The sequence below is a fragment of the Sphingomonas sanxanigenens DSM 19645 = NX02 genome, assembly GCF_000512205.2.
Taxonomy (GTDB): domain Bacteria; phylum Pseudomonadota; class Alphaproteobacteria; order Sphingomonadales; family Sphingomonadaceae; genus Sphingomonas_D; species Sphingomonas_D sanxanigenens.
The window spans coordinates 3,581,008-3,605,915 of sequence record NZ_CP006644.1; the positions used below are offsets into that span (position 1 = coordinate 3,581,008).

Here is a 24,908-nt window from a genome sequence, read left to right on the forward strand (position 1 = left end):
GAAAACCGCATTGCGGCGCAATATATGCCATCTTGCGTATCACAATGCCAATTTTTTCTACGCGTTATCGTTGACTAAGCCGTTCTTCCGGCGCTATGCGTTGCCGAGAACAGCATAATCACCCGCGCAAAGCGGGAACGACCAGCAAGGGGAGGATCGATGTCGCACAACAAGACCCGCCTGGCGGCGCATGCCGCCGTCATTGCGCTCGCCGTGGGGGCGAGCAGTGCCCATGCCCAGACCGCGGCGGCCGACCCCGCGCCGGAGGCCGCGCCGCTCTCCGACCAGGGCATTCAGGATATCGTCGTCACCGCGCGCCGCCAATCGGAATCGCTGCAGAAGACGCCGATCTCGATCACCGCGCTCGACAGCGTGGCGCTGGAGAAGATCAACGTCCAGTCGGTCGAGAAGGTTGCGCAGATCGCGCCCAACCTCGTGATCAGCCAGCAATCCTCGTCGCTCTCCGCCACATCGATCAACATCCGCGGCATCGGCCAGACCGATCCGTCGCTGGGACTCGACACCGCGGTCGGCATCTATCTCGACGGCGTCTATGTCGCGCGCTCGGCCGGTTCGATCTTCGACCTCGTCGATCTCGAACGGATCGAGGTGCTGCGCGGCCCGCAGGGCACCCTGTTCGGCCGCAACACCACCGGCGGCGCGATCCAGCTCGTCTCGCGCAAGCCGGCGGACGCGTTCGGCTTCCTCGTGAAGGGCGGCTACGGCACGCGCGACAACTGGTATGGCCGCCTGCGGGTCGACTCCGGCGAATGGGGTGACAGCGGCATCTCGGTTTCGGGCAGCTATCTCCACCGCCAGCGCGACGGCTATTTCGACAATGCGCTGACCCCGGACAGCCAGGATCCGGGCTCGCTCAACGTCGATGCGTTCGCGGTCGGCATCCGTGGCGACTGGGGCGACTTCCAGCTCAGCTACGGCTTCGATTTCGACGATCGCACCGGCGCGCCGGGCTTTTTCCAGACCGTCGCGCTCAGCGCCGACGCCCGCACCTATTACAGCCGCTCGCCCAATTATGGCGGGCCCGCGCTGCAGTTCGTCGGCCCCGACACGCGGCTCTTTTCGGGGCTCCAGCAACCCGGCGGACCAGGCGACACCTACATCTCGCACACGCGCAGCCAGGGCCAGAACCTGACCCTCTCCTACGACTTCTCGGATGCGCTCACGCTGAAGTCGATCACCGGCTATCGCAAGCTGCTGCTGGAAAATGTGCTGGGGCTCAGCGGCCAGGGCGATCTCCAGGGACTGGTGCTGGATTTCGCCTCGCCGACGCTCACCTCGGTCGGCTCGGTTACGCCCTACAACGGCTTTAACAGCCCGCAGCGGCAGAAGCAGTTTTCGCAGGAGGTGCAAGCGCTCGGCAAGGTCGGCGACTTCAACTATGTGCTCGGCGCCTATTATTTCCGCGAGCGCGTGTCGGAACGCAACAACCAGTCGCTCACGCTGGTGCTTTCGCCTTTCGCACTGCCCTTCCTCGGTTTCCCGACTGCGGTGCAGGATGCGCTGGTCGCGCAGGGCGTCGACCTAATCGGCCTCAACCTCAACCCGGTCGCCGCCTATTCGCAGGTCTCCAAATCCTACGCGGCGTTCGGTCAGGTGAGTTGGAAGCCACAGGCGCTGGACGAGCGCTTCGAACTGACCGGCGGCATCCGCTATACCGAGGACAAGAAAAGCATCTTCCTGCAGAACACCTCAAATGGTGTTTCCTCGGTGGTCGGTCCGCCGCGCGGCAATGTGAAATACACCAACACGTCGTTCCTCGGCTCGGTCAGCTATCAGGTCACCCCGACCGCGCTGGTCTATGCGAAGGTTTCGACCGGCTACAAGTCCGGCGGCTTCAATCCGCGCGCGGATACGCTGAACACGTTCGATCCGGAGAAGCTGACCTCCTATGAGGCAGGCACCAAGCTGGACCTGTTCGACCGCCACCTGCGCATCAACGCGGCATTCTTCTACAGCAAATATGACGATCTCCAGGTGCCGCAGTTCGCCGCGGGCACCGGCGGCGCATCGACCCTGCTGGTCAATGCCGGCAGCGCCGACTTCAAGGGCGTCGAGCTGGAGGTCACCGCGGTGCCGACGCGCGGGCTGACGCTGTCGGGTTCGCTGGGCTACACCGATCCGAACTACAAGAGCTTCCTGTTCCGCAATCCCAACACCAACGAGATCACCGACGTCGCCGATACCGCGCGCTTCCCCAACGTCGCCAAGTTCAATTCGAACGTCGCCGTCGAATATGTGTTTCCGCCGATGGATGTCGGCAGTCTCTCGGCGCGCGCCTCCTATTCCTATCGCAGCCACGTCTATTTTTACCCGAATGACGAGGTGAACCCGTTCCAGCAGGATGTGGATTCGCCCGCAACCAACACCGTCGATGCGCGCATCGCGCTCAGCGACATCCCGATCGGCGGCCGCGCCAAGGCTGAAATCGCGGTGCTCGGCGAGAATCTGCTCAACGAGGACCAGGTGCTCTACGGCATCGATTTCGGGTCGCTCGGATTCGGCGGAAAATTCTACAGCGAGCCGCGCCGCTTCTTCGTCGAATTCAAGCTGAGCTATTGAGAGGCGGGACGATGGGCTTCGAAGGCAAGAGCGCCGTCATCACCGGTGCCGCCAGCGGCATCGGCCTCGGGCTGGCGCAGGAAGCCGCGAAACGCGGCATCCGCCTGGTGCTCGCCGATCGCGACGCGGCCGCGCTTGAGACGGCCGCCGATGCGCTCCCCGACGCGCTGGCGGTGCCCACCGACGTCACCGATGCGTCGGCGGTGGAGCGGCTGGCGGAGGTCGCGTTCGACCGGTTCGGCACCGTCGACCTGCTGTTCAACAACGCCGGCATCATGGCGACGGGGCTGAGCTGGGAGATCGCACCGGCACGATGGGACGCCTCCATCGCGGTCAATGTCGGTGGCGTGCTCAACGGCATCCGCGCCTTCGTGCCGCGCATGCTTGCCAAGGGCGCACCGGCGCGCATCGTCAACACCGCCTCGGTCGGCGGCTTCGGCCCGAGCCCACTGATGGCGCCCTACAGCGCGACCAAATTCGCGGTGGTCGCGCTGACCGAGGCGCTGAAGGGCGAACTCGACATGCTGGAGGCGCCGATCGCGGTCAGCCTGCTCGCCCCCGGCCCGGTCCGCTCGGCGATCTTCGACGATCCGTTCGGCGGCGAGATCCATCCGGCGACGCAAAGCTTCGTCGATACGCTGCGCGGCATGATCGGTCAGCATGGCATGGATCCGCAGCCCTTCGCCGAAGCGGTGTTCGACGCGATCGGCCGCGGCGAATATTGGATCGTACCGCAACCCGAGGCGCTCGACCCGATGCTGGAGCAGCGCCACAGGATGATCAGGGACCGCGCGGAACCGCACTTCGCACTCGGGTGAGGCAATAGACCCCGCTCATCGGCGGGCCCGACACGGTCCCTGTATTTCGGTATTGCGGAAGACCGGCAAGCGACCGAGATTGCGCATACGGAGTCGTCCCCGACGTCGCCCGATCGAGACCGACGACCCGAAGCGCGAACGCGTGTCCTGCCTCCGGGCAACCGAGCGACACTGCCCCTCGCCATCCCGCATTGCACAATATTTCGTGGCATATTTGCCTCAGTGCGTATTGATAGCGGTATAATTGCTACGCAAAGCATTGATCTTTGCGATCGTATCGCGCATGGAATGGCAAAAGCCATAATCAACCCGCAAAAGGGAGAGGATCTATGAAATCCATGCGCGCGCTCTGCGTGTCGACGGCAGCGCTCGCCTTCGCCATGGCCGGTCAGGGATGGGCCCAGACCACGCCCGAACCGGCCCCGGCTCAAGCGCAACCCGAAGCATCACCCGAAGATGCGGCGCCGCCCGGTTCCGGGCTCGAAGACATCATCGTGACCGCCGAGCGGCGCTCGGAAAACCTGCAGCGCACCCCGATCGCGATCACCGCGATGACGTCGGCCAGCCTGCAGGCCTCCGGCATCAACGATCTGCGCGGCGTCGTGCAGGCGGCGCCCAGCCTCTATTTCGCACCCTATCCCAGTTCCTCGACCACGCTGGTGCTGTTCATGCGCGGCCAGGGCATCGGCGATCCCAACATCATCACCAAGGATGGCGGCGTCGGTCTCTATGTCGACGGCATCTACCAGTCGCGCCCGCAGGCTTCGACCTTCGACCTTGCCGATGTCGAGCGCGTCGAGGTGCTGCGCGGTCCGCAGGGCACGCTCTACGGGCGCAACACCACCGGCGGCGCGGTCAACATCATCAGCAAGAAGCCGAGCGGCGAGTTCGGCATCCATGGCCTGCTCTCGGTCGGCAATTTTGACTACAAGCGTGCACTGGTGAACCTCGACCTGCCCGAATTCGCGGGGCTTAAGGTCAAGCTGACCGGCCTGTTCTCCGACCGCGACGGCTGGGCCGGCAATGCCCGCGAAACCGGTAGCACGCCCGATGCCAATGATTTCCAGTCGGATCGCAAATATGCGGTGCGCGGTGCGGTGCGCTGGGAACCGACGCCGGACATCACCCTGGACTATGCCGGCGACTATAGCGACCAGCGGACGACACCGGTCCGCTACGTCACCGAGAACGCGTTCGCGCCCTTCCTCTTCCCCGGCTACAATCCGGACCCGGAAAACAGCTACCGCCCGGTCTACCTGCCCTACAGCCACGTGAAGTCGGACGGGCAGACGCTGATCGCCGAATGGCGCGCCAGCGACACGCTGACCTTCCGTTCGCTCAGCGGGTATCGGCACATCAAGGTCGATACCTATCAGGATTATGTCGAATCCTTCCTCGCGCCCTTCTGGGCGTATGACCGGATCTCGTCCAAGACCTATACGCAGGAATTGCAGGCGGTCGGCAGCTTCGCCGACCAGTTCAAATATGTCTTCGGCCTCTATTATTTCCGCGAGACCGCCAACCATATCCTCGCCGCCGACATCGGCACCGGCGTCGCCGGCCAACTGGTGATGGTCGATCGCGACACCAACGCCAAGTCGATCTCCAAGGCGGCATTCGGCCAGGTGACGTGGACGCCGCTGTTCGCGGACGGCAAGTTCGATATCACCGTCGGCGGTCGCTATACCAGCGACAAGCGCACCGCGGATCGCATCCGCACGTCCAACCTGTTCATCGGCGAAACCTCGCCGCTGGTGTTCCGCGGCTTCAACGGCGACGGCATCGTCGTACCGCTGGGATCGGTGGTCGGCGCAACGCGGGTGAAGAACAACAAGTTCAACCCCGCGGTGACGGTCGCCTACCGCCCCTCACAGACCACCTCGCTCTATGCCAAGCTCGTCACCGGCTACAAGGCGGGCGGCTCCAACGAGGCCTCCCCCACCTTCACCCGCACCTTCGGGCCGGAATCGGTGACCAGCTATGAGGCGGGCTTCAAGTCAGACCTGTTCGATCGCCGCGTGCGCCTGAACGTCGCGGCGTTCCTCGCCAAGTACAAGGATCTGCAGCTCGACATCTCCGCCGACGCCGCCGATGCTTCGCTCTCCGACACGTTCAATGTCGGCCGCGCGACGGTGAAGGGCATCGAGACGGACATCACGATCATTCCTGTCGAGGGGCTGACGTTGCAGGCGAGCCACGCCTACACCACGTCCAAGATTCGCAACGTCGCGGCGCCCGCGGGCTCGATCTTCGATCCCGCGATCAACCCGGCCTCGCCGGTCGATGTGGGTGACGACATCACCGGCTATTTCGTACTGCCCTTCACCCCCAGGCATAGCGTCCGCCTTGCCGGCGACTGGGTGATCGCATCGATCGGCGACGGCGAACTCGCCGCGCACGTCGATTACACCTGGAAGGACAAGGTGTTCACCACCGCCGGCGATGGCCCGAGCGTGCCGGCCGGCCGCGACGCGCCGGTCAATGAGAGCTACGATATCGTCGACGCACGGCTGAGCTACACGATCGATCGCGGCGGCGGCCGCAACATCTCGATCGCGCTGTGGGGCAAGAACGTCTTCGACAAGCGCTATCCGGGCTTCGTGATCGGCTCCGGCTCGATCATCGCTGGCTATCAGAACCAGGCGATCTCCTATGGCGATCCCGCGACCTATGGGATCGACGTCGGCTTTTCCTTCTGAAGCAGCCCGAGGCGAGTGAGCCGCGCAAGCATCGCGCGCTCGCCCGCCGCGCCCGGTGCCGCCGGTTCCAGTTCGAGTTCGGCAAGGCCGGTGAAGCCCGCCTCCGCCAGCCCGGCGAAGATCGCGGGCCAGTCCAGCATACCCGCGCCGGGTTCGACCCGGCCGGGCACGTCGGCGATCTGCACCATGCCGATCAGCGCACCGGCCGCCGCGATCGCGGCGACCGGATCGTCGCCGTGCAGCGCGACATGGCCGAGGTCGAGATCGATCCGCACGAACGGATGGTTCGCGGCGCGCACGACGGTGAGCGCTTGGCACAGCCGCTCGATCAGCAGGCCCGGCGCGAAGGCCGGATGGGTCGCCTCGACGCACAGGGTCACGCCCACGCGCCCTGCCCGATCGGCGGCGCGCGCAAGATTTCCGGCCATCGCCTGATATTGCACCGCCAGATCCATCGCCGGCAGCCGCCCCGTCACGCAGGTGACCGCCCGGCTGCCGGTGCGCGCCGCCGCCGCGAGCGTCGCGTCCAGTGCGTCGAGCGCGCTGCCGTCGATCCATGCCGGCGCATCCCAGCGCAGCGGATCATGGACGAATCCGCCCATCTCGAGGCCATGGTCGGCAACCGCCGCGCCGATCCGCGCCTGCAACTCGGGCGCGCGCAGCGCCAGATAATTGTCGGCAACGCCCGCGAACCCCAGCGTGGCGAACAGCGCGATCTGCGCGAGCGGATCGGTGGCGCCGGCGATGCCGCGCAGCAGCGGCGCGTCCGGCGCGCGGACGCCGAGATGCCCGGCCAGGCGTGGCAGGCGGGGGAGGCGGGGCAGGCTCATCGCAGGCGGCCGAGGAAATCGAGCAGCGCCGCGTTGAACGCCTCGGGCTTTTCCTGTTGGACGAGATGGCCGGCACCCTCGATCGTGACGATGCCGGTCAGCCCCGGCACCCGCGCGCGCATCCGCACCTCCCAATCGGGGAAGAAGCCGAAGGAGGGATCGGCGCTGCCATAGAGGAACAGCGTCGGCACGGTCACGTCATGGTCCGCCCAGGCACGGCCGAGTTCCCAATTGGCGTCGGCGGTGCGGTAGGAATTGAGCCCGCCGATCATCCGCCGCATCGGGTCGGGATGGTCATAGCCGGCGACGAAGCGGGCGAATTCGCCCTCGCTCAGCCAGGGCCATGGCAGCGGGGGCGCGGCGGGCAAGGCGTCCAGATAGCCGGCGCCCTCCGACGGCAGGCCTTTCCAGGCCCAGAGATCGCCGTCGGCGCTGAGTGCATGAAAGCTGCGGCGCAGATAATCCGCCAGCGCGCCGCCCAGTTCGCGGTCGGCGGGCCCGACCGTCTGGAAGTAATGGAAATGGACGAAATGCTCCGCCGCCATCGCCGCATAGCGTTCGGTGGGGCGGCGGTCGGGTGACGCCATCGCCGGTTCGGGCGGCGCATCGCGCGGCCGCCGCTCGGCGCCGCCCAGCAGCGCGCGGCCGGCAAGATCATAGTCATAGGGGATGGTCGTGACGAGGCCGCGCACCCGTTCGGGCGCGCGTACCGCAAGGTTCCAGGCATATTGCGCGCCGAAATCCTGCCCGACGATCACTGCCCGTTCGGCGCCATAATGATCGAGCAGCGCGAGCAGCCAAGCCTGCATCCGGTCCGCCGCATAGAGTGCGGGATCGAGCGGCCGGTCGCTGCCGCCATAGCCGAGGCAGTCGATCGCCACCGCGCGCCAGCCCGCCTCGGCGATCGGCTGCATCTGGTGCCGCCATGAATAGGCCAGCCCCGGAAAGCCATGAATCATCAGCACCAGCGGCCCCGCGCCAGCCTCCACCGCACGCAGGCGCAGACCATCGCCGATATCAATCATGCGCTCTGATATGCCCGCATCCATCTCGCATTTCTCATCATTTATGATTAGAGATTCACGCTATACGCAGTCATGATGATAGACAATGACGCATGACGTAGCGTAGACAGCCCTCATGGGAGAGGCAGTGACGATGGTCCGCGACGGCGACGTCGCGGTGATCCGCATCGACGAGCCGCCGGTCAACGCGGCCACCGATGCGGTCTGCGCGGGGCTCGCGGCGGCGCTCGACGCGTTCGAAGCCGATGCGGCGAGCCGTGCGGCTGTGATCCTGTGCGGCGGCAAGGGCTTCATCGCCGGCGCCGACATCAAGGCGATGGATGCCGTCCCCGATGCGCCGCCCCTGCCCGATCTGATCGACCGTATCGAAGCGCTCGACAAGCCGATCCTCGCCGCGATCCACGGGCCGGCGCTGGGCGGCGGGCTGGAACTCGCACTCGCCTGCCATGGCCGCATCGCCGGCGCGGATGCGCGCTTCGGCCTGCCCGAGGTGAAGCTGGGGCTGATCCCCGGTGCCGGCGGCACCCAGCGCCTGCCGCGCCTCGCCGGTATCGGCATCACCATCGACCTTGCTGTGGACGGGCGCGAGATCGACGCCGCCACCGCGCTGTCGGTCGGGCTGATCGACGCGATCGCCGAAGGGCCATTGCGCGAAGCGGCCATCGCCCACGCCCGTACTCTGGCCGGCCAACCGCCGCGCCGTACCCGCGAACTGCCGATGCCGGCGGATGGCCATGCGCTGGTCGAGGCGGCGGCACCCAAGGTCGCAAAGAAGGCGCGCGGCCGTCGCGCGCCGCTGCTTGCGCTCGACGCGATCCGCTTCGGGCTCGACCATCCGTTCGACGAAGCGCTGGCCAATGAGAAGGCCGTCGCGATCGCCGCGTTGCGATCCGAGGAATCGCGCGCGCTACGCCACCTGTTCCTCGCCGAACGCCGGGTGCGCCGCGATGCCGCGGACGCGCCAACGCGGACGATCGCCACGGTCGGCGTCGTCGGGCTCGGCACGATGGGGCGCGGCATCGTTCAGGCGCTGGCGGCGGCCGGCGTGGAAACCATCGCGGTCGCGCGCGGCGATGCCTCATTGGCCAGGGCGCAGGCCGCGGTCGAGAAGGCGTGGGCAAAGCCTGGCAATACGCGGGCCGCGGCGCTGGTCCGCTGGTCGAGCGATCTCGCCGCGCTCGCCGACGCCGATCTGGTGATCGAATCGATCGGCGAGGCGATGGTCGACAAGACCGCGCTGTTCGCGGCGCTCGGCGGCATCGCCAAACCCGGCGCGATCCTCGCGAGCAACACCTCCTACCTCGATATCGATGCACTTGCGGCCGCCTCCGGCCGAGCCGCCGACGTCGCCGGGCTGCACTTCTTCAACCCGGCCCAGGTGATGCGGCTGGTGGAGGTCGTGGCCGGCGCGGCGACCGCGCCGGATGTCGTCGCGACCTTGATGGGCTTCGCGCGGCGGATCGGCAAGATCGCGATCCTGAGCGGCGTGTGCGACGGGTTCGTCGTCAACCGGTTGCTCGCGAAGCGCTCGCGCGAGGCCTATTTCCTGCTCGAGGAAGGCGCCAGCCCTTATGCGGTCGATCGCGTCATCGCCGGTTTCGGTTTCCCGATGGGCCCCTTCGCGCTGGGCGATCTCGCCGGCATCGACGTCCAGCGCGCCGCACGCATCGCCCGCGCCGATCGGCTGTCCCCGCGCGAACGTCGCGCCGACTTCGTCGACCAGCTGTTCGCCGCCGGCCGCCTCGGCCGCCGCGCGGGCAAGGGCTGGTATGCCTATGGCGAGGATGGCAGGCCAGCGCCCGATCCCGAGATCGAGAGCCTCGTCTCCGCGCATGGCGCCCGCCACGGCGTCGCCCGGCGCGCGATCGGCGAGGACGAAATCCGCGACCGGCTGATCCTCGCGATGGTCAACGAAGGCGCGAAGCTGATCGACGAGGGCATCGTGGCCGGGCCGGATGCGATCGACATCGCGCTGGTCCACGGCATCGGCTTCCCGGCTCATCTCGGCGGCCCCATGTGGTGGGCGGACCGGCAGGGCCTGACCGGCGTCGCCACCACAGTCACCCGCTTCGCCGCCGAGCAGGGCGATGAATATTGGCAGCCCGCGGCCGGGTTGCTCGACCGCGCGGCAACGAACCGCACCTTCTACTGACGAGAGGAGAGACCCCATGCGTATCGACGTACCGTCGGCTCAGGCGCACGATCCCTATGGCTACGCCACCGCGCATCTCGCGCCCGAGATCATGACGGCGGGCGGCGCGTTCAGCCACGCCGTCTATCGCCACTCCAAATTGTCGCTGCGCGAGTTCGAGGGCGCCCGCGCGCGCACCGCCGAACTCAATGGCTGCGTGATCTGCCAGCAATTCCGCGCCGCACGCGATCTGGGCGGCATGTTCTCCGGAACCGGCACCCGCGGCACCGTCGTCGACAACGGCCCCGCGCCCGACGAAGCCTATTATGCCGCCGTGCTCGACTGGCGCACATCGCCCCTGTTCAGCGACCGCGAGCGCCTCGCCATCGAGTTCGCCGAACGCTTCGGCACCGAGCCCAAATCGCTCGCCGAGGACGAGGACTTCTGGGCCAAGGCGCGCGCCGCCTTCTCCGACGCGGAGATTGCGGATCTCGCCAATTCGGTGGCGTGCTGGGTCGGGCTCGGCCGGGTGGCGCATGTGCTGGGGTTCGACGAGGTGTGCCTGCCGTTTACGGCCGAAGCGGCGGAATAAAGGGCTTCCGCTCCTCCTCCCCCGTTCGCCCCGAGCGCAGTCAAGGGGGCCGTCGAGCGAAGCCAAGACGGCTTTGGGGACACGCTCCGAGCGGGTCTCGGTTCTCGGCTGCGCTCGAACCACCCCTCGACTGCGCTCGGGGCGAACGGGAGAGGTTTTGGCCACGTCTCGCTCAGCACGTCGTTGGCCTCACAGTTCCGCCACGAACTCCACCATCAGCCGGCTGACATCCGCCGCCCGTTCGAGCTGGATCAGATGCCCCGCCCTGGGCAGCATCTCCACCCGCCGCACGTCGCTGTAGTGGCACGGGATCGCACCGATCGGATCCTCGCCGTGCCAGGCTTCCAGGTCGACGTCATTCTCGCTGCCGATGAAGAAAAAGGGCCGCCCGCTCGGCCGGTGGCGCCAGGCCGCGCGCTGTTCCCAGCGCAGGTCCATCGCGCGGTACCAGTTGAGCCCGCCGGTGAAGCCCGAGCGGCTATAGTCCGACAGCGCCCACTCGAACTCCCACTCCTCCAGCCAGGGCCAGGGCAAGGGCGGCGCCTCCGGCAGCGCGTCGATATAGGGCGTGCCGGGCGGATGCTTCCACACGTCGAGATAATGATAGTCGCCCGACAGCGCATAAAGCACCTTCTGCAGGAACGCGCGCGGCGCCGCGTCGAGCGCGTCATCGGCAGGGCCGACGGGCCGAAAATAATCGATGTGGACGAAATGGCCCTTCGCCCATTCCGCCGCCTCGGCAAGCGGTGCCTTGTCCGGCGTGTCGGGATAGAAGGGGTTCTCGAGCCCGATCACCGCGCGCACGCGCTCGGGGTGGAGGTAGGCGAGATCGTAGATCGCGAACACGCCGAAATCGAGACCCGCGAACACCGCCTGGTCGATCCCGAGATGGTCGAGCAGCCCCACGAGGTCGCCGGTGATGTGCGGCACGTCATAAAGCCGATGGTCGGCGGGCGCCTCGGTCTGGCCCATGCCGCGCAGGTCGGGCGCGATCACCCGCCAGCCGGCGGCGGCGAGCGCCGCGATCTGGTGCCGCCAGCTCAGCCAGATGTGCGGAAAGCCATGCGCCAGCACGATCGCCGGCCCCCGCCCCTGCTCCACCCAATGCATCGCGATGCCGTTGATGACGGCGCGGTGGTGCGTCCATTCGGCCATAGGATCATGCCTCTCCCTCCATGGCGCGCGCGACGATCTCCGCCGCCGCGTCGCGCAACGCCGCCACCGCCGGTTCGATCGCGAGATCGCTGCGGTGGACGACCCAAAGATCGGCGCCGGCCGCGCCCGGCGCAGCGTCTGCCATCCGTTCCAGCGCCGGATCGCGATCGCCGATCGCCGACCACAGCCAGGCGCTGCCGAGCCCGGCGCGGACCGCCTCATGCATCGCGCGCAGCCCGTCTACCTCCACCTCGGCGCGGCCTTCGACCGCCTGATTGAGCCGCGCCCAAGGCTGCGGATTGGCGAGCATCATCGCATGCCCCCAGACGATCGCACGCTGCGGATCGCTGCCGCGCCGACGATAGCGCGCCTGCGCGAACCCGACGACCTTGGCGCCTTCCAGACCGCCCGGTTTGGCCCGCGAAACCGCGAAACCGATGTCGGCAAGGCGCTGGTTGACCGCGGCGATCGCATCGCGCGCGCCGACCAGTTCCAGCGACACCGCCGGATGACGGCCAAGAAACGCCCCCATCGCCGGCAGCAGCAGCCCGGCGATGCCGGCGGTGCCGGCGATGCGCACCGGGCCGGTGATCCTGTCACCCTCGGGCGCGAGATCGCGGTCCAGCCGCGCCATCGCCCGCTCCATCGCGGCTGCCGCGCGCAGCACCGCGCGGCCGGCCTCGGTCGGGCGATAGCCGGTCGTCGTCTGTTCCCACAGCGAACGGCCGGTCGCGCGTTCGAGCCGCGCGAAGCGGCGCCCCACGGTCGTCCGGTCCATGTCGAGCTTGCGCGCGGCGGTGCTGTAATCGCCCGCGCGCACCGCGCTCTGGAACACGCGAACATCGTCCCACTCGATCGCCATGGCGTGCATCCTTGCACAGTCGGAGTGCAGCTTCCAGTCCGCGCTTCCATGATATGATGCCCACAAACGAGGCGCATGACGCCGATACGAACAGCCGACCACGAGGAGAGCGAGACATGGCGCAGACCGCCGATTACCGATTGGGGCCCAACACCTTCGCGCGCGGCTGGCACATGATCGCCGATGCCGCGACCCTGGGCAAGGATCCGCTGCCGGTGCGCTTCTTCGCCACGGACATGGTGCTCTATCGCGGCGAGAGCGGCACGCCGCACCTCGTCGATGCCTATTGCCCGCATATGGGCGCGCATCTCGGCCGCAACGAGACGAGCTATATCGTCCGCGACAATGAGCGGATCGAAGGCGAATCGATCCGCTGCCCGTTCCACGGCTGGCGCTTCGGGCCCGACGGCCGCTGCAACCAGATCCCCTATTCGGATCAGAAGCCGCCTGCCGCGGCGCGCATCCGCACCTGGCCGGTGGTCGAGCGCGCCGGCATCGTCTGGATGTGGCACGACATGGAAGGCAACGAACCCGACCATGAATTGCCGCCGTTCGAGGCGTGGGACAATCCCAACTGGGTGCGCTGGGCGATCGACGATCTCGGCGAACTGCCGCAGCATCCGATCGAGGTGGTCGACAACATGACCGACTTCGCCCACTTCGTGCCGATCCACGGATCGCGCGACATCGAATATTTCTACAACGAGTTCGACGATCATGTGCAGTGGCAGATGTTCGGCGCCGGCCACCGCACATTGGTGCAGGAGGGTGAAGGCCTGCTCGAACTCGACACCTGGTATACCGGGCCCGCGATCCTGCAGTCCTCGATGCGCGGCAGCTTCCCCACCCACATGCTGATCGCCCACACGCCGGTGGAGGATGGCAAGATCCACGTCTGGCACGCGCTGATGGTGGACATGGGCCGCCCCGCCACCGAGGACGACGTGCCGATGGCCCGCGCCTATCAGCAGGCCAGCCGCGAGGCGTTCGCGCAGGATTTCGAGATCTGGGCGAACAAGCGCGCCTGCTTCTCGCCGCTGATGGTCCGCGGCGACGGCCCCACCGACAAATGCCGGATCTGGTATCGCCAGTTCTACAATCCGATCGACGCGGCGCCCGAATTCCAGAAGCGCGTCAACGGCCGCCACACGGTGGTGGACAAGCGCGGCGAGGCGAAGCGGGTGGCGTAAATCCGGGGTGAACGGATTTCCGCCTCTCTCGGTTCGTCCCACGCCCGGTCGTGGGACGCCGGGACCGCAATCGCGCATCCGTTCGGTTGCGCGGGTGACCACCCCCGGCGATCGGATGGGCGGGAGCGAACGTCCCTTGGTCAGGGCCCGGCGGGACGCTGGCGCCTGAAGAAGCGCAGCGTCAGGCGCTGGCTGAACGTCGAGAGCGGCCCGATCCCGCCATCGCTCCCGCGCCGCACCCGATAGGGCAGGACGAGGCGTGGGTCGGCCGGAAGAACGGGATGGCACGGCGCGGATCTGGCCGCTGGGGCGCCAGGCGCGCACGCCCTACCCCGCCACGCTCGGGCGGAATGGCATGGCTCCGGTGCGCTCATCGTCCCCACCAACAGAACCTCGCTGCCTCTGGGCTGCCTCTGCCGTCGACATGCCCGCCATTCCCGCAGGAAAAGGCACGTTTTCTGCATATTTCGGCATTCTGTCCATCCGGCCGCGCCTTTATCCTGCCAATGTTGCCCCATAGGAGCCAAATTGCATGACAGTCGCGTACGGTTGGCAAGCGCAAAGCAAGCGACTTCGCTCAATTATCATCCCGATATGTCTGTCGATGACGACTATGATCTCCGGCTGAGATATTTGGTCGGGATATCGCCATGGTTTTTATGCGCCGTGGAGGAGACGCGGCCCCGCGTTCCAGGACGGCATTCGACTGCTTGACGTCGAAGCCGTGACGGACCGGGACTTCGCGGCTCGAACGAAAGTGGTCGGCCCGCTCCGTTTCATCCGACGTTCCGGACCATCTCAACGACGTTCGCACGATCGAGCATCCCGACTGCCAGGCCGACAGCCATGACAAGGCGCAGGAGAACCACCCCATGAGTCACGCCGACGACGACGCTCACGGCCACGCGGACGCGCGCTTGGATCAGCCCGGCGTAAGCCGCCGGGACGCCATGCGAGGCGCCGCCGTGATCGCTCTCGTGCCGCTGGCCCCTGCGGTCGCGCAGAACGGCGATGGGCCGGCCATCGCGGCCTCGGCCCCTGTCTCCGGCCATCGGCTCCGGCTCAACACCACCGTAAACGCGAAGCCCTTCGAAGGCGATATTGATCCCCGCTCGTCGCTGCTGGACCTGCTGCGTGAGCGGCTGGCGCTGACAGGCGCGAAGAAGGGGTGTGACCACGGCCAGTGCGGCGCCTGCACCGTGCACCTCGATGGACAGCGGGTCGCTTCGTGCCTGACGCTAGCGGCCAAGGTGCAGGGCCGGTCGGTGCGCACGATCGAAGGTCTCGCGGATGGAGAGAAACTGCATCCGATGCAGCAGGCCTTCATCGATCACGATGCGCTCCAGTGCGGCTATTGCACGCCCGGCCAGATCATGGCCGCTGTCGCCTTGGTGCAAGAAGGCAATGCCGGCTCAAGGGAACGGATACGCGAATATATGAGCGGCAACATCTGTCGCTGCGGAGCATATGTGGGGATCGTCGCGGCGATCGAGGATGCCGCGCCGAAGATGCGCCAGGGAACGGGAGCACGCTGATGCAGCCGTTCACCTATGCCAGTCCCCGCTCCGTCGCCGAAGCGGTCGCGGCGTTCGGCAAGGCCGGGCCCGGCGCGAGCTACATCGCGGGCGGCACATCCCTTTACGACATGATGAAGCTCGATATCGCCCGGCCACGCCATCTGATCGATGTCACCGGGATCGAGGGGCTCCGTTCGCTCGAGTCGGATGGCGCGGTGCTGCGTTTTGGATCTCTCGCGCAGATGAGCGCCGTCGCCGCCGACCCAATGCTGCTGCGCGACTATCCGGTGCTCGCGGAATCTCTGTGGAAAGCCGCGTCGCAGCAGTTGCGCAACATGGCGACAGTGGGCGGCAATCTTCTCCAGCGCACGCGCTGCATCTACTTCAGGAACGGCACCGGCAATCCGTCGGCGGTCGGGGTCTATCCCTGCAACAAGCGCGAACCCGGCAGCGGCTGCGCGGCGGTCGGCGGCATCGACCGGGGCCAGGCGGTGCTGGGTCAGAGCGAAGCGTGCACGGCTGTCAGTCCCGGAGACTGGCCGGTCGCGCTGACGGCGCTCGACGCATCGGTCGAATTGCTTGGCTTGGCCGGAGCGCGCACGCTCCCCATCGCGGAGCTTTACCGCCTTCCGGGGACCACGCCGCATCTCGAATTCACGCTCCGGCCGGACGAGATCGTCACCGCGATCATCGTACCGAAGACACCTGCCGGGCGGAGGTCGACCTATCACAAGATCCGCGATCGCGAGAGCTATGCCTTCGCCCTCGCTTCGGCCGCCGTGGCGCTCGAGCTGGATGGCGATCGCGTGCGGCGTGCCCATATCGCACTGGGCGGCGTCGCGACGCGGCCCTGGCGCGCCGATGCCGCCGAGCAGGTCCTTGCCGGGCAAAGACTGACTCCTGAAATCGCGCTGGCTGCGGGACATGCCGCATTGAGCGGTGCCCGCCCGGGCCGGCACAACGCCTTCAAAATCGAACTGGGCGCGCGAACCGTCGCCGATGCGCTGATGATCGCCGCGGAAAGGACCGCCTGATGCCAGCCGCTCCGTTTGACGATCGGGCGCGCTTCGACGCGCGCGACAAGGTGACTGGGCGTACCGCCTACAGCGCAGATGTTCAGCTTCCCAACATGCTCTACGCCATGGCGGTGCCGGCAACGATCGCGAAGGGTCGGGTCGTCGAGGTCGCCACCGCTGACGCGCTGCGCGTTCCCGGGGTCGTAAGGGTGCTGACCGCCGCCGATTTCGGCAAGCCGTCGCCGCCGCCGCCAGGCGCGCGCGGCCTGGGAGCCGCGCCGGCGACGCCGACGATCCTACCCGACATCGCCTATCGCGGCGCGCCGATCGCCCTGGTGGTCGCGGAATCGATCGAAGCTGCTGTCGAAGGCGCTGAGGCGGTCCGCGCGCAATACGCCGCGGCCGCGGCCTTCTCGTCGACGATCACCAGCCCTGGCCGGGTACACGAACCCGTGGAGCCGACCGAAGCGGGCAGCGCCAGTACCGCCATGAAGCGCGCGACGACACGCGTCGACGTCGAGTATGACTGCCCGGCGCAGCATCACAACGCGATCGAGCTGCTCTCGACCGTGGCCGTCTGGGCGGGCGGGCGGCTGACCATCTACGAGGCTGCACAAGGTGCGCAGGTCGTGAAGGCGAACGTGGCCAAGGCGCTCGCGCTCGATCCCGCCATCATCGATGTGAAGTCGATCTACATCGGGGGCGGCTTTGGCCAGAAAGGCACGCCGCAGCGGCAGGCTCCGCTGGTCGCACGTGCGGCCATGCTGCTCGGCCGGCCGGTCAAGCTGGTGATGCCGCGCGGGCAGGTGTTCCACAACGCGTCGTTCCGGCCGAGCAGCCGGCACCGGATCAGGATCGGAGCCGACCCGGCGGGCAAGATGATCGCGGTGGAATATGATGCCGAACACCAGCAGTCCCGCTTCGGCCAGTTTCCGCCCGAATATCATGAATCCCAGCCGCAGATGTACGGCATCGCCGACTATCACGGAACCGCGGCCAACGTCCGGATCGATACGCAAGGCCCGGGGTATATGCGCGCGCCATTCCCCCACCCCGCCTCCTTCGCGTTCGAAGGGGCCGTGGACGAACTGGCGTACAAGCTCGGCAAGGATCCGGTCGCCTTCCGCCTGGAGCATGATGCGACCGTTGATCCCATCAACGGCAATCCCCTGTCGTCGCGCTTCCTCAACGAATGCATCACGGAAGGCGCGCGGCGCTTCGGCTGGGACCGGCGTCGCGCGGAACCGGGTTCGATGGTGCTTCCCGACGGAACCCGCGTGGGCTTCGGCATAGGCTGCGGCGCCTATCCGGCGATCACCTCCGCAAATATCGCCAAGCTCAGAATCGCGGCCGACGGCACCACGCGGTTTGCCGTGTCCGCGCACGAGATGGGCCAGGGCATCCGCACCGTGATCGCGGCCGCCTTGCTGCGCGAACTCGACATCAATCCGGACAGGCTGGATCTTCAGATCGGCGACACGTCGATCGTTCCGCAGCACCTGACCGCCGGATCCTGGGGCACCGCAAGCGTGATGCCGGCCATCGATGCCGCGGCAGCGAAGATGAAGGCCGCATTCGCAGGGTTGATCGCCGGACGGCAGGTGAGCGGCAATATGCATCGCCAGCTTGCAGCCTTGAAACGGCCGTACATCGAGGTCGAGGTGACGACCCTCGCTCCGGGCCAGGACCCCAAGGTGCTCGATGGGCTCCGCAACTATGGCTACGCGCTTGCCGGACCCGAATATCCCAGGTTCACCACGTTCAGCTACATCGCCCATTTCGCCGAGGTACACGTCGAGCCGCGGACCTGCCGGGTACGCGTACCGCGCGTCGTCAGCGTGGTCGACTGCGGTCGGGTGATCTCCCCCCGGACGGCGGAAAGCCAGGTTCGCGGCGGCGTGATATGGGGGATCGGGTCGGCACTTCGGGAGGAAACCGATGTCGACGCCAGGTTCGGCGGCTGGTTGAACAACGACCTTGCCGATTACGTCGTGCCGGTGAACGCCGATGTCGGCGAGATCGAGGTCGCATTCATCGATCGGCCGGATCCGCTGATCAACGCCACGGGCGCCAAGGGACTGGGCGAGGTGTCGATGGTCGGCGCATCAGGCGCGATCGCGAACGCCGTCTTCCACGCCACGGGCAAGCGCATTCGCCGCATGCCCATTCGCATCGAGCATCTCCTGTAACTCCGCCGGCGGAGCGCGTCGGGCGGAGGGCAATGAGATCGATGGACGCCGGTGAGTTGTCCCTGGACAGGAGCACCGTTCGTCCAGCGACATGGCAAGATCGTCGATCATGTCGTCCGCAGCGTCGGGGGCTCGACGGAACGGGATCGGCTGTGCGATCACCCCATTCCCGATCGGTCGCGCGAAGTTGCAGTGAACACTCCACCCCGCCTGGCGATAGCCATCCAGGAACTCCGCATCCTCGCCTATGCCTCGGGTAATTTCGGCAAGGCGATGATCTTTGCCGGCGCAGACCTGACCATCCTCTATCTGCTCACCGATCTGATGGGGCTGTCGGCTACCACCGCGGGAAGCCTGATGCTGGTCGCGCTGGGCGGCGATCTGCTGTTCGATCTGCTCGCGGCACGGCTGGTGATCCGCCTGCGATCGCGCGGCAAGGGCTATCGCTGGATGGTCGGCGCGGCGGCGATCCCCTGCACCGCGGCCTTCGCCCTGATCTACGCGATGCCCGCGCTGGGCGTGCGCCAGATCCTGGCGCTGGCAGTCGCGCTGCTGATGTTCCGCGGCGCCTATGCCGTGATCGACGTGCCGCACAATGCGCTGATGGCGCAGGTGACGAGCACCAGCGAGGCGCGCGGGCGCGTCTCGGGCTATCGGTTGCTGTTCAGTTCGGCGAGTTCGCTCGTCCTCGCGACGATCCTGACGCCGCTGGTGCAGCAGGCCGGCAGCAGCCAGGCTTTCGACCGGCTGGCGTCGACCGGCGTGATCGTGGGCGGCCTGTGCGCGGCAACCCTCATCCTGTGCGCCGCGACATCCCCCGGGGGCACCCGCCGGACCACGCCATCGACCGACGGGATCGATATTCCCCGGCGCGATCCGATGGTGCTCGCCATGGGCCTGCTCGCCTGCCTCACCGGCTTTGCAGCGCCGGCGTTTGGCCGGATGCTGCTGTTCATCGGCACCTATGTCGTCGATCGCCCCGCGCTGGTGCCCACCTTGCTGCTGGCTCTCGCCGTCGGCCAGTTCGCCGGCGTGCTGGCCTGGACCGCGCTCACCCACCGCTTCGGCAAGAGCGTGCTGCTGGCGATGGGCCATGGCGTCAGCGCGGTCGGGATGCTGCTCTTCGCGCTCGCCCTGTCGTCACCGGCCCTGCTCACCGGCGGCGCGCTCATCATCGGCTTCGGCCTCGCCAGCGTCTTCATGCTGCCCTGGGGGCTGCTCGCCGATGCCGTCGATGTCGTCGAATGGCGGCAGGGGCGGCGCTTCGAAACCGGCCTGTTCGCTTATTATCTGGTCGTGGTGAAGGCGAGCGGCGCGGCCTCGACCGTGCTGATCGGCTGGACGCTGGGCGGCCTCGGCTATGTCCCCGGCCAGGGGCAGTCGGCGGCGGTCCAGGCCGGGATGCTGGCGCTGGCGCTCGGCGTGCCGCTGGCCGGCGCCGGCGCCACGATCCTGCTGATGCGCCGCTTCGACCTCGGCCATCGTCGCCACGCCCGGCTGCGCGCCGCGCTGGGCTGGCGGCAGGCCCGGGCGATGGATGCGACCGGTGCGGTACCGGTCAATCCGGGGCGGAGCCCGTTTCCGGGTTGAAGCGCGGATTGGCGAAGTCGATCGGCGATGGCACGATTTTGGCGGGCGGCGTCGCGCTTTCCGCCCAGGCCCGGCACAGCATGTCGCGCAGCATCGCCGCGCCCGCCGCCGTCCGCTCATGGATCAGCGCGCGCACATCCTTGTCGTCGAACCGCGCGAAGCCATCGCGCTTCTCGAGCATATAGACGGTCTCCATCCGGTCGCCTGCCTCGTCGAGGAAGGCCAGCACCGCATCGAACATGTCACCGCTGCGATGGCCGGGCGCGCCGATGCGTGGCTGGATGTCGGCGGCGGTCAGCTTCATCCCATCGACGAAAGCGCTTTCGAACCTGCCGTGGATGGTGCGGTCGCGGGTATAGCCGTTGGGGTTGTCGCCGCGCCAGCCATCGGAATTGACCGAGTCATGCAGCGGCTGTGCGCCATCGCCGATATAATGGCCGAGGCGGATCGTCTGGAACGCGCAATGCCGTTCGGGCACCGAGGCGTCGCCGCCTTCGGCCCGCGCCTTGCGGATCTGCCGCATGCACACGATGAGGCGGTCATAGGCCTCCATCGCCGCGTAGGGCAGCGTGCCGGTCCAGCGCACATTGGTGCGCGCCGCGGTCTCCGGGTCGCTCGCCTTGATCGCTTCGTGATGCTTGAACAGCGCGATGATGAACTCGTAGCGCGAACGCGGGATCGGCTTCAGGAAGCGGAACTGCTCGCGGAACCAGCCATGATTGGGGTCTTCCTCCATCTTGGAGAAATTTTCCGCGTCGCCGCGCCAGGTGTCGGGCAGCGTGGCGGAGGCGGCGATGTAATCGACCTGATCGCGCAGGAAGACCGGGCCGTCATCGGGGATCGCCGCGATCGCCGCGCGGTCGATCACCGCATGGGCGGTCTGGCCCCAGGCCAGCGCGCACTCCGGGCGGAGGAGCAGGACGCTGGCGGCGGCGACGGCAAGCGGTAGGAATCGCATCGGCTTCTCCTGCATTCAGGGATCGAGGGGATCGCGCGGATCGACGCGCGCGGAACGGACCGAGGGGCGGAACGGCAGTTCGGTCGGGGTGAGGCGGGCACCGACCTGGCCGGGCTGATAGCCCAGTTCGCGATCGTTGCGGGCAACGAAGCGCGGATCGGCGATCGCGGCGCTCTGGTGCGGGTTGCAGACGATCAGCGCATCGCGCTCCAGCGGCGCGCCGATCGCCATCAGCAGGCGCGCAGCGTTGCGCAGGTTGGTGGTCGTGTGGCGCGCATAGGGTTCGATCAGGATCGCATCGGCGGGGATGCCATAGCGCTCGATCAGCGCCCGGCGCATTTCCTCGGCCTCGGCGAACCGCGTCGTGCGCGGATGGGCGCGGCCGCCGGTGACGATGAGGAAGGGCGCCTCGCCGGCAGCGAAGCGGTTGGCGGCAAGCCGCAGATGATATTTGCCGAACGGGCTGAGCGGCATGCCATCCACTTCCGGCCCGACCCCGGTGACGATCAACGCGGTGTAGCGATAGCGGCTCCAGTCCAGCGCCGCGGCCCGCGCCACCGCCGCCGCATTGGCACCGCCGGCGAGCGGCTCGAACCCGATCGCGTCGGTGCGATCGCTGACGTCGAGCAGCGCCAGCGCATAGTCGATGCTCGGGTCGAACGCCTGCGCGGAGCCGTCGCGCGGCGCGTGCGACAGCCAGTCGGCGGCCTGCAGCCGGGCCTGACGCTCCAGCGGATCGATCGTGCCCGCCCCGTCGATGTCGGGATAGGCGGGAAGCGCGGCCAGCGCATAGGTGCGCACGATGGCGTTGACGCCCTCGATCTCGCGCCGGGCCTGCGCCGCGGCGCCATCGTCGAAGGCGGGCAGGCCGTCGATCGCGGCCACCGCGCGGGCGATCGCCTCGGCCTCGGCCGCCGTCCACACCCGCGCCTGGGCGATGCAGCCCGCGTCCGCCGCGCAGGCGGCCGCCCGCTGTGCCCGGGCGGCGAGCAGCGCCGCGATGCCAGGCCCCCGCGCCAGCGCTTCGTGCTTGCCGGGGCTGCGGCCCAGCGCGTCGAACAGCGGGAAAAGCCGCCGGGAAAGCGTGTCGGTTACTGCGTCGCGCGCCGCCCCGGCCGAAGCCGGGACGGACAGGCATGTCATCGCCGCCGCCGTGGCGAAGGCCGCCATGCGGCTCAGGCGACGCGTCATCACCAGGATTTGCTGATCACGAGGCGGAAGTTCCGGCCGAAGATCGGCCGGCCGTAGATCGCCTCCGCGCTTCCCTGCCCGCTCAGCGAGTCGGTGCGGGTATTGCCTTCCGTCAGGCCGTGCGCGTTGAACAGATTGTCGCCCACCACCTGCGCCTGCCAGCTGCCGCGCCGCACCGTCACGCCCGCGCCGATCGTGCCATAGGCCGGCAGCGCGGTGTTGTTGTAGAGATCGACATAGCGCTTGCCCATATAGGTGTAGCGCCCATAGACCGAGATGTCCGTATCCCCGGTCTCGAAATCGAAGCTCGGGCGGATGTTGCCGTAGATCTTCGGCTGGCGGACGATCTGGTTGCCCTCTGCCTGTTCCGGATCGGCACCAGTCGCGCTTTCGAAATTCTTGTATTTCGGGTCGCTGACGGTCAGCGCGCCGTTCAGCCTGAACCAGGGCGTCACCTGCAGCGCGCCGTCGAATTCGATGCCCTTCACTTGCGCCTCGCCGATGAACGGCACGTTCACGTCGTTGCGGCCCGTGGTCGGGTCGAATGCGAGGAAAGACGCGTTCAGCGGATCGAAATTGGTATAGAAGCCCGTCACATACAGGTAGGAGCGGCCCCAGGCGAGCTTGAGTCCCGCCTCGAACTGGTCGGCGACCGTGGTGATGATCGTCGGGTTGATGCTCATCACCGTCTGCACGTTGGGCGGCGTTTCGAGGTGCGAGGCGCGACCATAGACGCCGACATGGCTGCTGAAGTCGTAATTGGCGCCGATCGTCCAGTTGGTGACGTTCGGCTTGAGCTTCTGGTTGAGGATCACGCCGGTGAAGGCACGGGTGGCGTCGTCGGCAAGCGTCGATGCGTCGCCCAGATTGGCCTGCTCGGTCAGCGCGGCCCAGCCTTCATAGCTGTAGCGCTCGTGGCGGATGCCGCCGTCGATGCGCAGCCCCGGCACGACCTCCCATGTATCATTGGCAAACAGCGCGAACATCTTTGCATCGCTGTCGCCTTGGTTGAGCGTGGCGGCATAGTTGAGCACGCCATTGTCGGTCACGCGGCCGATCTCCGTCCCCGCGCCGTTATAGGCGACCAGATCCAGCGTGCGCGGCTTGCCCGCCACCTCGATCAGGTAATTCTGGTAGAGGGTGCGGCTGTCCTCGCCATAGAGGCTGCCATAGACACCCAGCTTGATGTCGTGGCTGCCGAAGCCGGTCTCGAACTTCCGCGCGACCGACAGGTTGACCTGGCCCGAATAGAATTTCGAATGGATGTCGCGATACTGGCCCTGCATCACCAGCCCCGAGGCCGCATAGGGATCATAAGCGGTGTTGGTGCCCGCCAGCGTGTATGCGAAATGGTCGACCGCGCCGAAGGCGGCGGTGGCGCGAGCAAGATATGCGGCGGCGAAGGCGTTGCCGTCGGCCGGGTTGGTGGTGGAGTAGAACGCGGTGAAATCCAGCTTGCCCTGAGTGTAGCCGGCCTTGGCCGACACCAGCCAGCCGTCGAAATCCGCCTCGTACTGCGCGCCGAAATTGAACATCTGCATATGGCGGCCGTCGGACAGGTCGCTGTTGCGGCTCTGGATGGTGCCGGCACCGTCGCGATATTTCAGGTTGACGTTGCGCAGCGTCGGCGAATTCATCGTGCCGTTGAAATAGTCGATATAGGGATCGAGGGAGACGCTGGGATCGCGCGGGTCGGCGATCGGGATCGGCAGATAGAAGACGTTGTGATCGTTGACATAATTGAAGTTGAACTTGATCGTTCCATTCTCCAGGTCATGCCTGATATTGGCACGGATCTGGCCGCCCCGGTCGTTGGCGAAGCCATTGTCGCGATAGCCGTCATGGTGGCGCAGGAAGCCGCCGATCGCATAATAGGTATCCTTGCCCAGCGGCCCGGCCTGATAGGCATCGAGACGATAGAGGCCGGTATCGCCCAGCGTGAGCTGGGCCTTGCCGCGCGGCGTGTCATTGCCGGTCACGGTGATCGCGTTGATGATCGCGCCGGAGTAGCTGGCATAGACCGGCGCCGGACCGCCGCGGACGACCTCGACGCGTTCGGTCATCAGATCCTGCTTCAGGATCGCGTCGCCGCGGAAGAACACGCCGTCATTCTCGTGGAACAGCGGCAGCCCGTCCTGCTGGAAGCTCACGAAGCCGCCATCGTTCGGCAGACCGCGGATGCGGTAGATGTTCTGCACCTCGCCGCCGGTGATCTCGGTCTGGAAGCCGGGCAGCTGCCCGATCAGGTCGGCGAAGTTCACCGGCGCGATCTTCTCCACATCCTCGGCCGAGACGGTGTTGATCGCATAGGATACGTCGAAGCGACGCTGCGCGCGGGTCGACCCCGTCACGATGATGTCACCGCTGCCCTCGTCAGCGGCAGCACCCTCTTCAAGCGCATCCGCAGAAGGTGTGGCATCGTTGGCAGCTGCCTGGTTGGCCTGGGCGTGAGCCGGGCTGGCAATGGCGGCGCACAGCGCCGCGACCGCCGTGCCGGCGGCGAAACAGGTCTTGAGCATTTTTTGACGTCCCCTTTGTCTGGCGGGAGCGCCCCTGGCCACGCAA

At 67.3% G+C, this 24,908-nt stretch carries 17 protein-coding genes; 10 read left to right on the forward strand and 7 right to left on the reverse strand.

Annotated features, from left to right (window positions below; genetic code table 11):
- The first annotated feature begins 159 nt into the window (after positions 1-159).
- The 3 genes from NX02_RS16365 (at position 160) to NX02_RS16375 (ending at position 6,097) form a co-directional block, all read left to right on the forward strand.
- Positions 160-2,580: a TonB-dependent receptor gene (locus NX02_RS16365; protein WP_025293282.1), complete on the forward strand. Its 2,421-nt coding sequence runs from the start codon at positions 160-162 to the stop codon at positions 2,578-2,580.
- Positions 2,581-2,591: 11 nt separating this feature from the next.
- Positions 2,592-3,398: an SDR family NAD(P)-dependent oxidoreductase gene (locus NX02_RS16370; protein ID WP_025293283.1), complete on the forward strand. Its 807-nt coding sequence runs from the start codon at positions 2,592-2,594 to the stop codon at positions 3,396-3,398.
- 329 nt (positions 3,399-3,727) lie between these two features.
- Positions 3,728-6,097 (forward strand): TonB-dependent receptor, encoded by a 2,370-nt coding sequence (locus tag NX02_RS16375; RefSeq protein WP_025293284.1) that lies wholly within the window; start codon positions 3,728-3,730, stop codon positions 6,095-6,097.
- On the opposite strand, the gene NX02_RS16380 is transcribed toward NX02_RS16375, so the two are convergent.
- Together NX02_RS16380 and NX02_RS16385 are read right to left on the reverse strand one after the other, a co-directional pair.
- Positions 6,067-6,927 (reverse strand): sugar phosphate isomerase/epimerase family protein, encoded by an 861-nt coding sequence (locus NX02_RS16380; RefSeq protein WP_025293285.1) that lies wholly within the window; start codon positions 6,925-6,927, stop codon positions 6,067-6,069. The two genes, NX02_RS16375 and NX02_RS16380, sit on opposite strands and share 31 nt — an antisense overlap.
- On the reverse strand, positions 6,924-7,952 hold the full coding sequence (locus NX02_RS16385; protein ID WP_245648614.1) for an alpha/beta fold hydrolase: 1,029 nt from the start codon (positions 7,950-7,952) through the stop codon (positions 6,924-6,926). The genes NX02_RS16380 and NX02_RS16385 overlap by 4 nt, the downstream gene beginning before the upstream one ends.
- 133 nt (positions 7,953-8,085) lie before the next feature.
- On the opposite strand from NX02_RS16385, the gene NX02_RS16390 reads away from it, so the two are divergent.
- Complete coding sequence (locus tag NX02_RS16390) at positions 8,086-10,104, forward strand: 3-hydroxyacyl-CoA dehydrogenase NAD-binding domain-containing protein (protein WP_053000661.1); 2,019 nt, start codon at positions 8,086-8,088, stop codon at positions 10,102-10,104.
- A gap of 16 nt (positions 10,105-10,120) precedes the next feature.
- Positions 10,121-10,675 (forward strand): carboxymuconolactone decarboxylase family protein, encoded by a 555-nt coding sequence (locus NX02_RS16395; RefSeq protein ID WP_025293288.1) that lies wholly within the window; start codon positions 10,121-10,123, stop codon positions 10,673-10,675.
- A gap of 189 nt (positions 10,676-10,864) precedes the next feature.
- Here the strand turns inward: NX02_RS16395 and NX02_RS16400 are convergent, their stop codons facing one another.
- Both NX02_RS16400 and NX02_RS16405 read right to left on the reverse strand, forming a co-directional pair.
- Positions 10,865-11,830 carry an alpha/beta hydrolase gene (locus tag NX02_RS16400; RefSeq protein WP_025293289.1) on the reverse strand — a complete coding sequence of 322 codons (966 nt, stop codon included), beginning with the start codon at positions 11,828-11,830 and terminating at the stop codon, positions 10,865-10,867.
- A gap of 4 nt (positions 11,831-11,834) precedes the next feature.
- Entirely contained in the window at positions 11,835-12,692 is an 858-nt protein-coding gene (locus NX02_RS16405) for a LysR family transcriptional regulator (RefSeq protein WP_025293290.1), read from the reverse strand.
- 116 nt (positions 12,693-12,808) lie between these two features.
- Here NX02_RS16405 and NX02_RS16410 point away from each other — a divergent pair, with 116 nt between their 5' ends.
- From NX02_RS16410 to NX02_RS16430, 5 genes are all read left to right on the forward strand, one after another.
- Complete coding sequence (locus NX02_RS16410; RefSeq protein ID WP_025293291.1) at positions 12,809-13,882, forward strand: 3-ketosteroid-9-alpha-monooxygenase, oxygenase component; 1,074 nt, start codon at positions 12,809-12,811, stop codon at positions 13,880-13,882.
- Positions 13,883-14,754: 872 nt separating this feature from the next.
- A complete protein-coding gene (locus tag NX02_RS16415; protein ID WP_025293292.1) occupies positions 14,755-15,417 on the forward strand; it encodes a (2Fe-2S)-binding protein in 663 nt (220 codons plus the stop codon).
- The gene (locus NX02_RS16420) at positions 15,417-16,433 is read left to right on the forward strand and encodes an FAD binding domain-containing protein (RefSeq protein ID WP_025293293.1); all 1,017 of its coding nucleotides are present in this window, start codon (positions 15,417-15,419) and stop codon (positions 16,431-16,433) included. Before NX02_RS16415 ends, NX02_RS16420 begins: the two co-directional genes overlap by 1 nt.
- The gene (locus NX02_RS16425) at positions 16,433-18,604 is read left to right on the forward strand and encodes a xanthine dehydrogenase family protein molybdopterin-binding subunit (protein ID WP_025293294.1); all 2,172 of its coding nucleotides are present in this window, start codon (positions 16,433-16,435) and stop codon (positions 18,602-18,604) included. Before NX02_RS16420 ends, NX02_RS16425 begins: the two co-directional genes overlap by 1 nt.
- A 192-nt stretch (positions 18,605-18,796) precedes the next feature.
- Entirely contained in the window at positions 18,797-20,194 is a 1,398-nt protein-coding gene (locus NX02_RS16430; protein ID WP_025293295.1) for an MFS transporter, read from the forward strand.
- Here the strand turns inward: NX02_RS16430 and NX02_RS33615 are convergent.
- From NX02_RS33615 to NX02_RS16445, 3 genes are read right to left on the reverse strand one after another with little or no spacing between them, the layout of a single operon-like run.
- Entirely contained in the window at positions 20,163-21,152 is a 990-nt protein-coding gene (locus NX02_RS33615; protein ID WP_025293296.1) for a phospholipase C/P1 nuclease family protein, read from the reverse strand. The two genes, NX02_RS16430 and NX02_RS33615, sit on opposite strands and share 32 nt — an antisense overlap.
- A 15-nt stretch (positions 21,153-21,167) precedes the next feature.
- Entirely contained in the window at positions 21,168-22,343 is a 1,176-nt protein-coding gene (locus tag NX02_RS16440; RefSeq protein ID WP_025293297.1) for a YdcF family protein, read from the reverse strand.
- Complete coding sequence (locus NX02_RS16445) at positions 22,343-24,862, reverse strand: TonB-dependent receptor (protein ID WP_025293298.1); 2,520 nt, start codon at positions 24,860-24,862, stop codon at positions 22,343-22,345. Before NX02_RS16445 ends, NX02_RS16440 begins: the two co-directional genes overlap by 1 nt.
- Between the last annotated feature and the right edge of the window lie 46 nt (positions 24,863-24,908).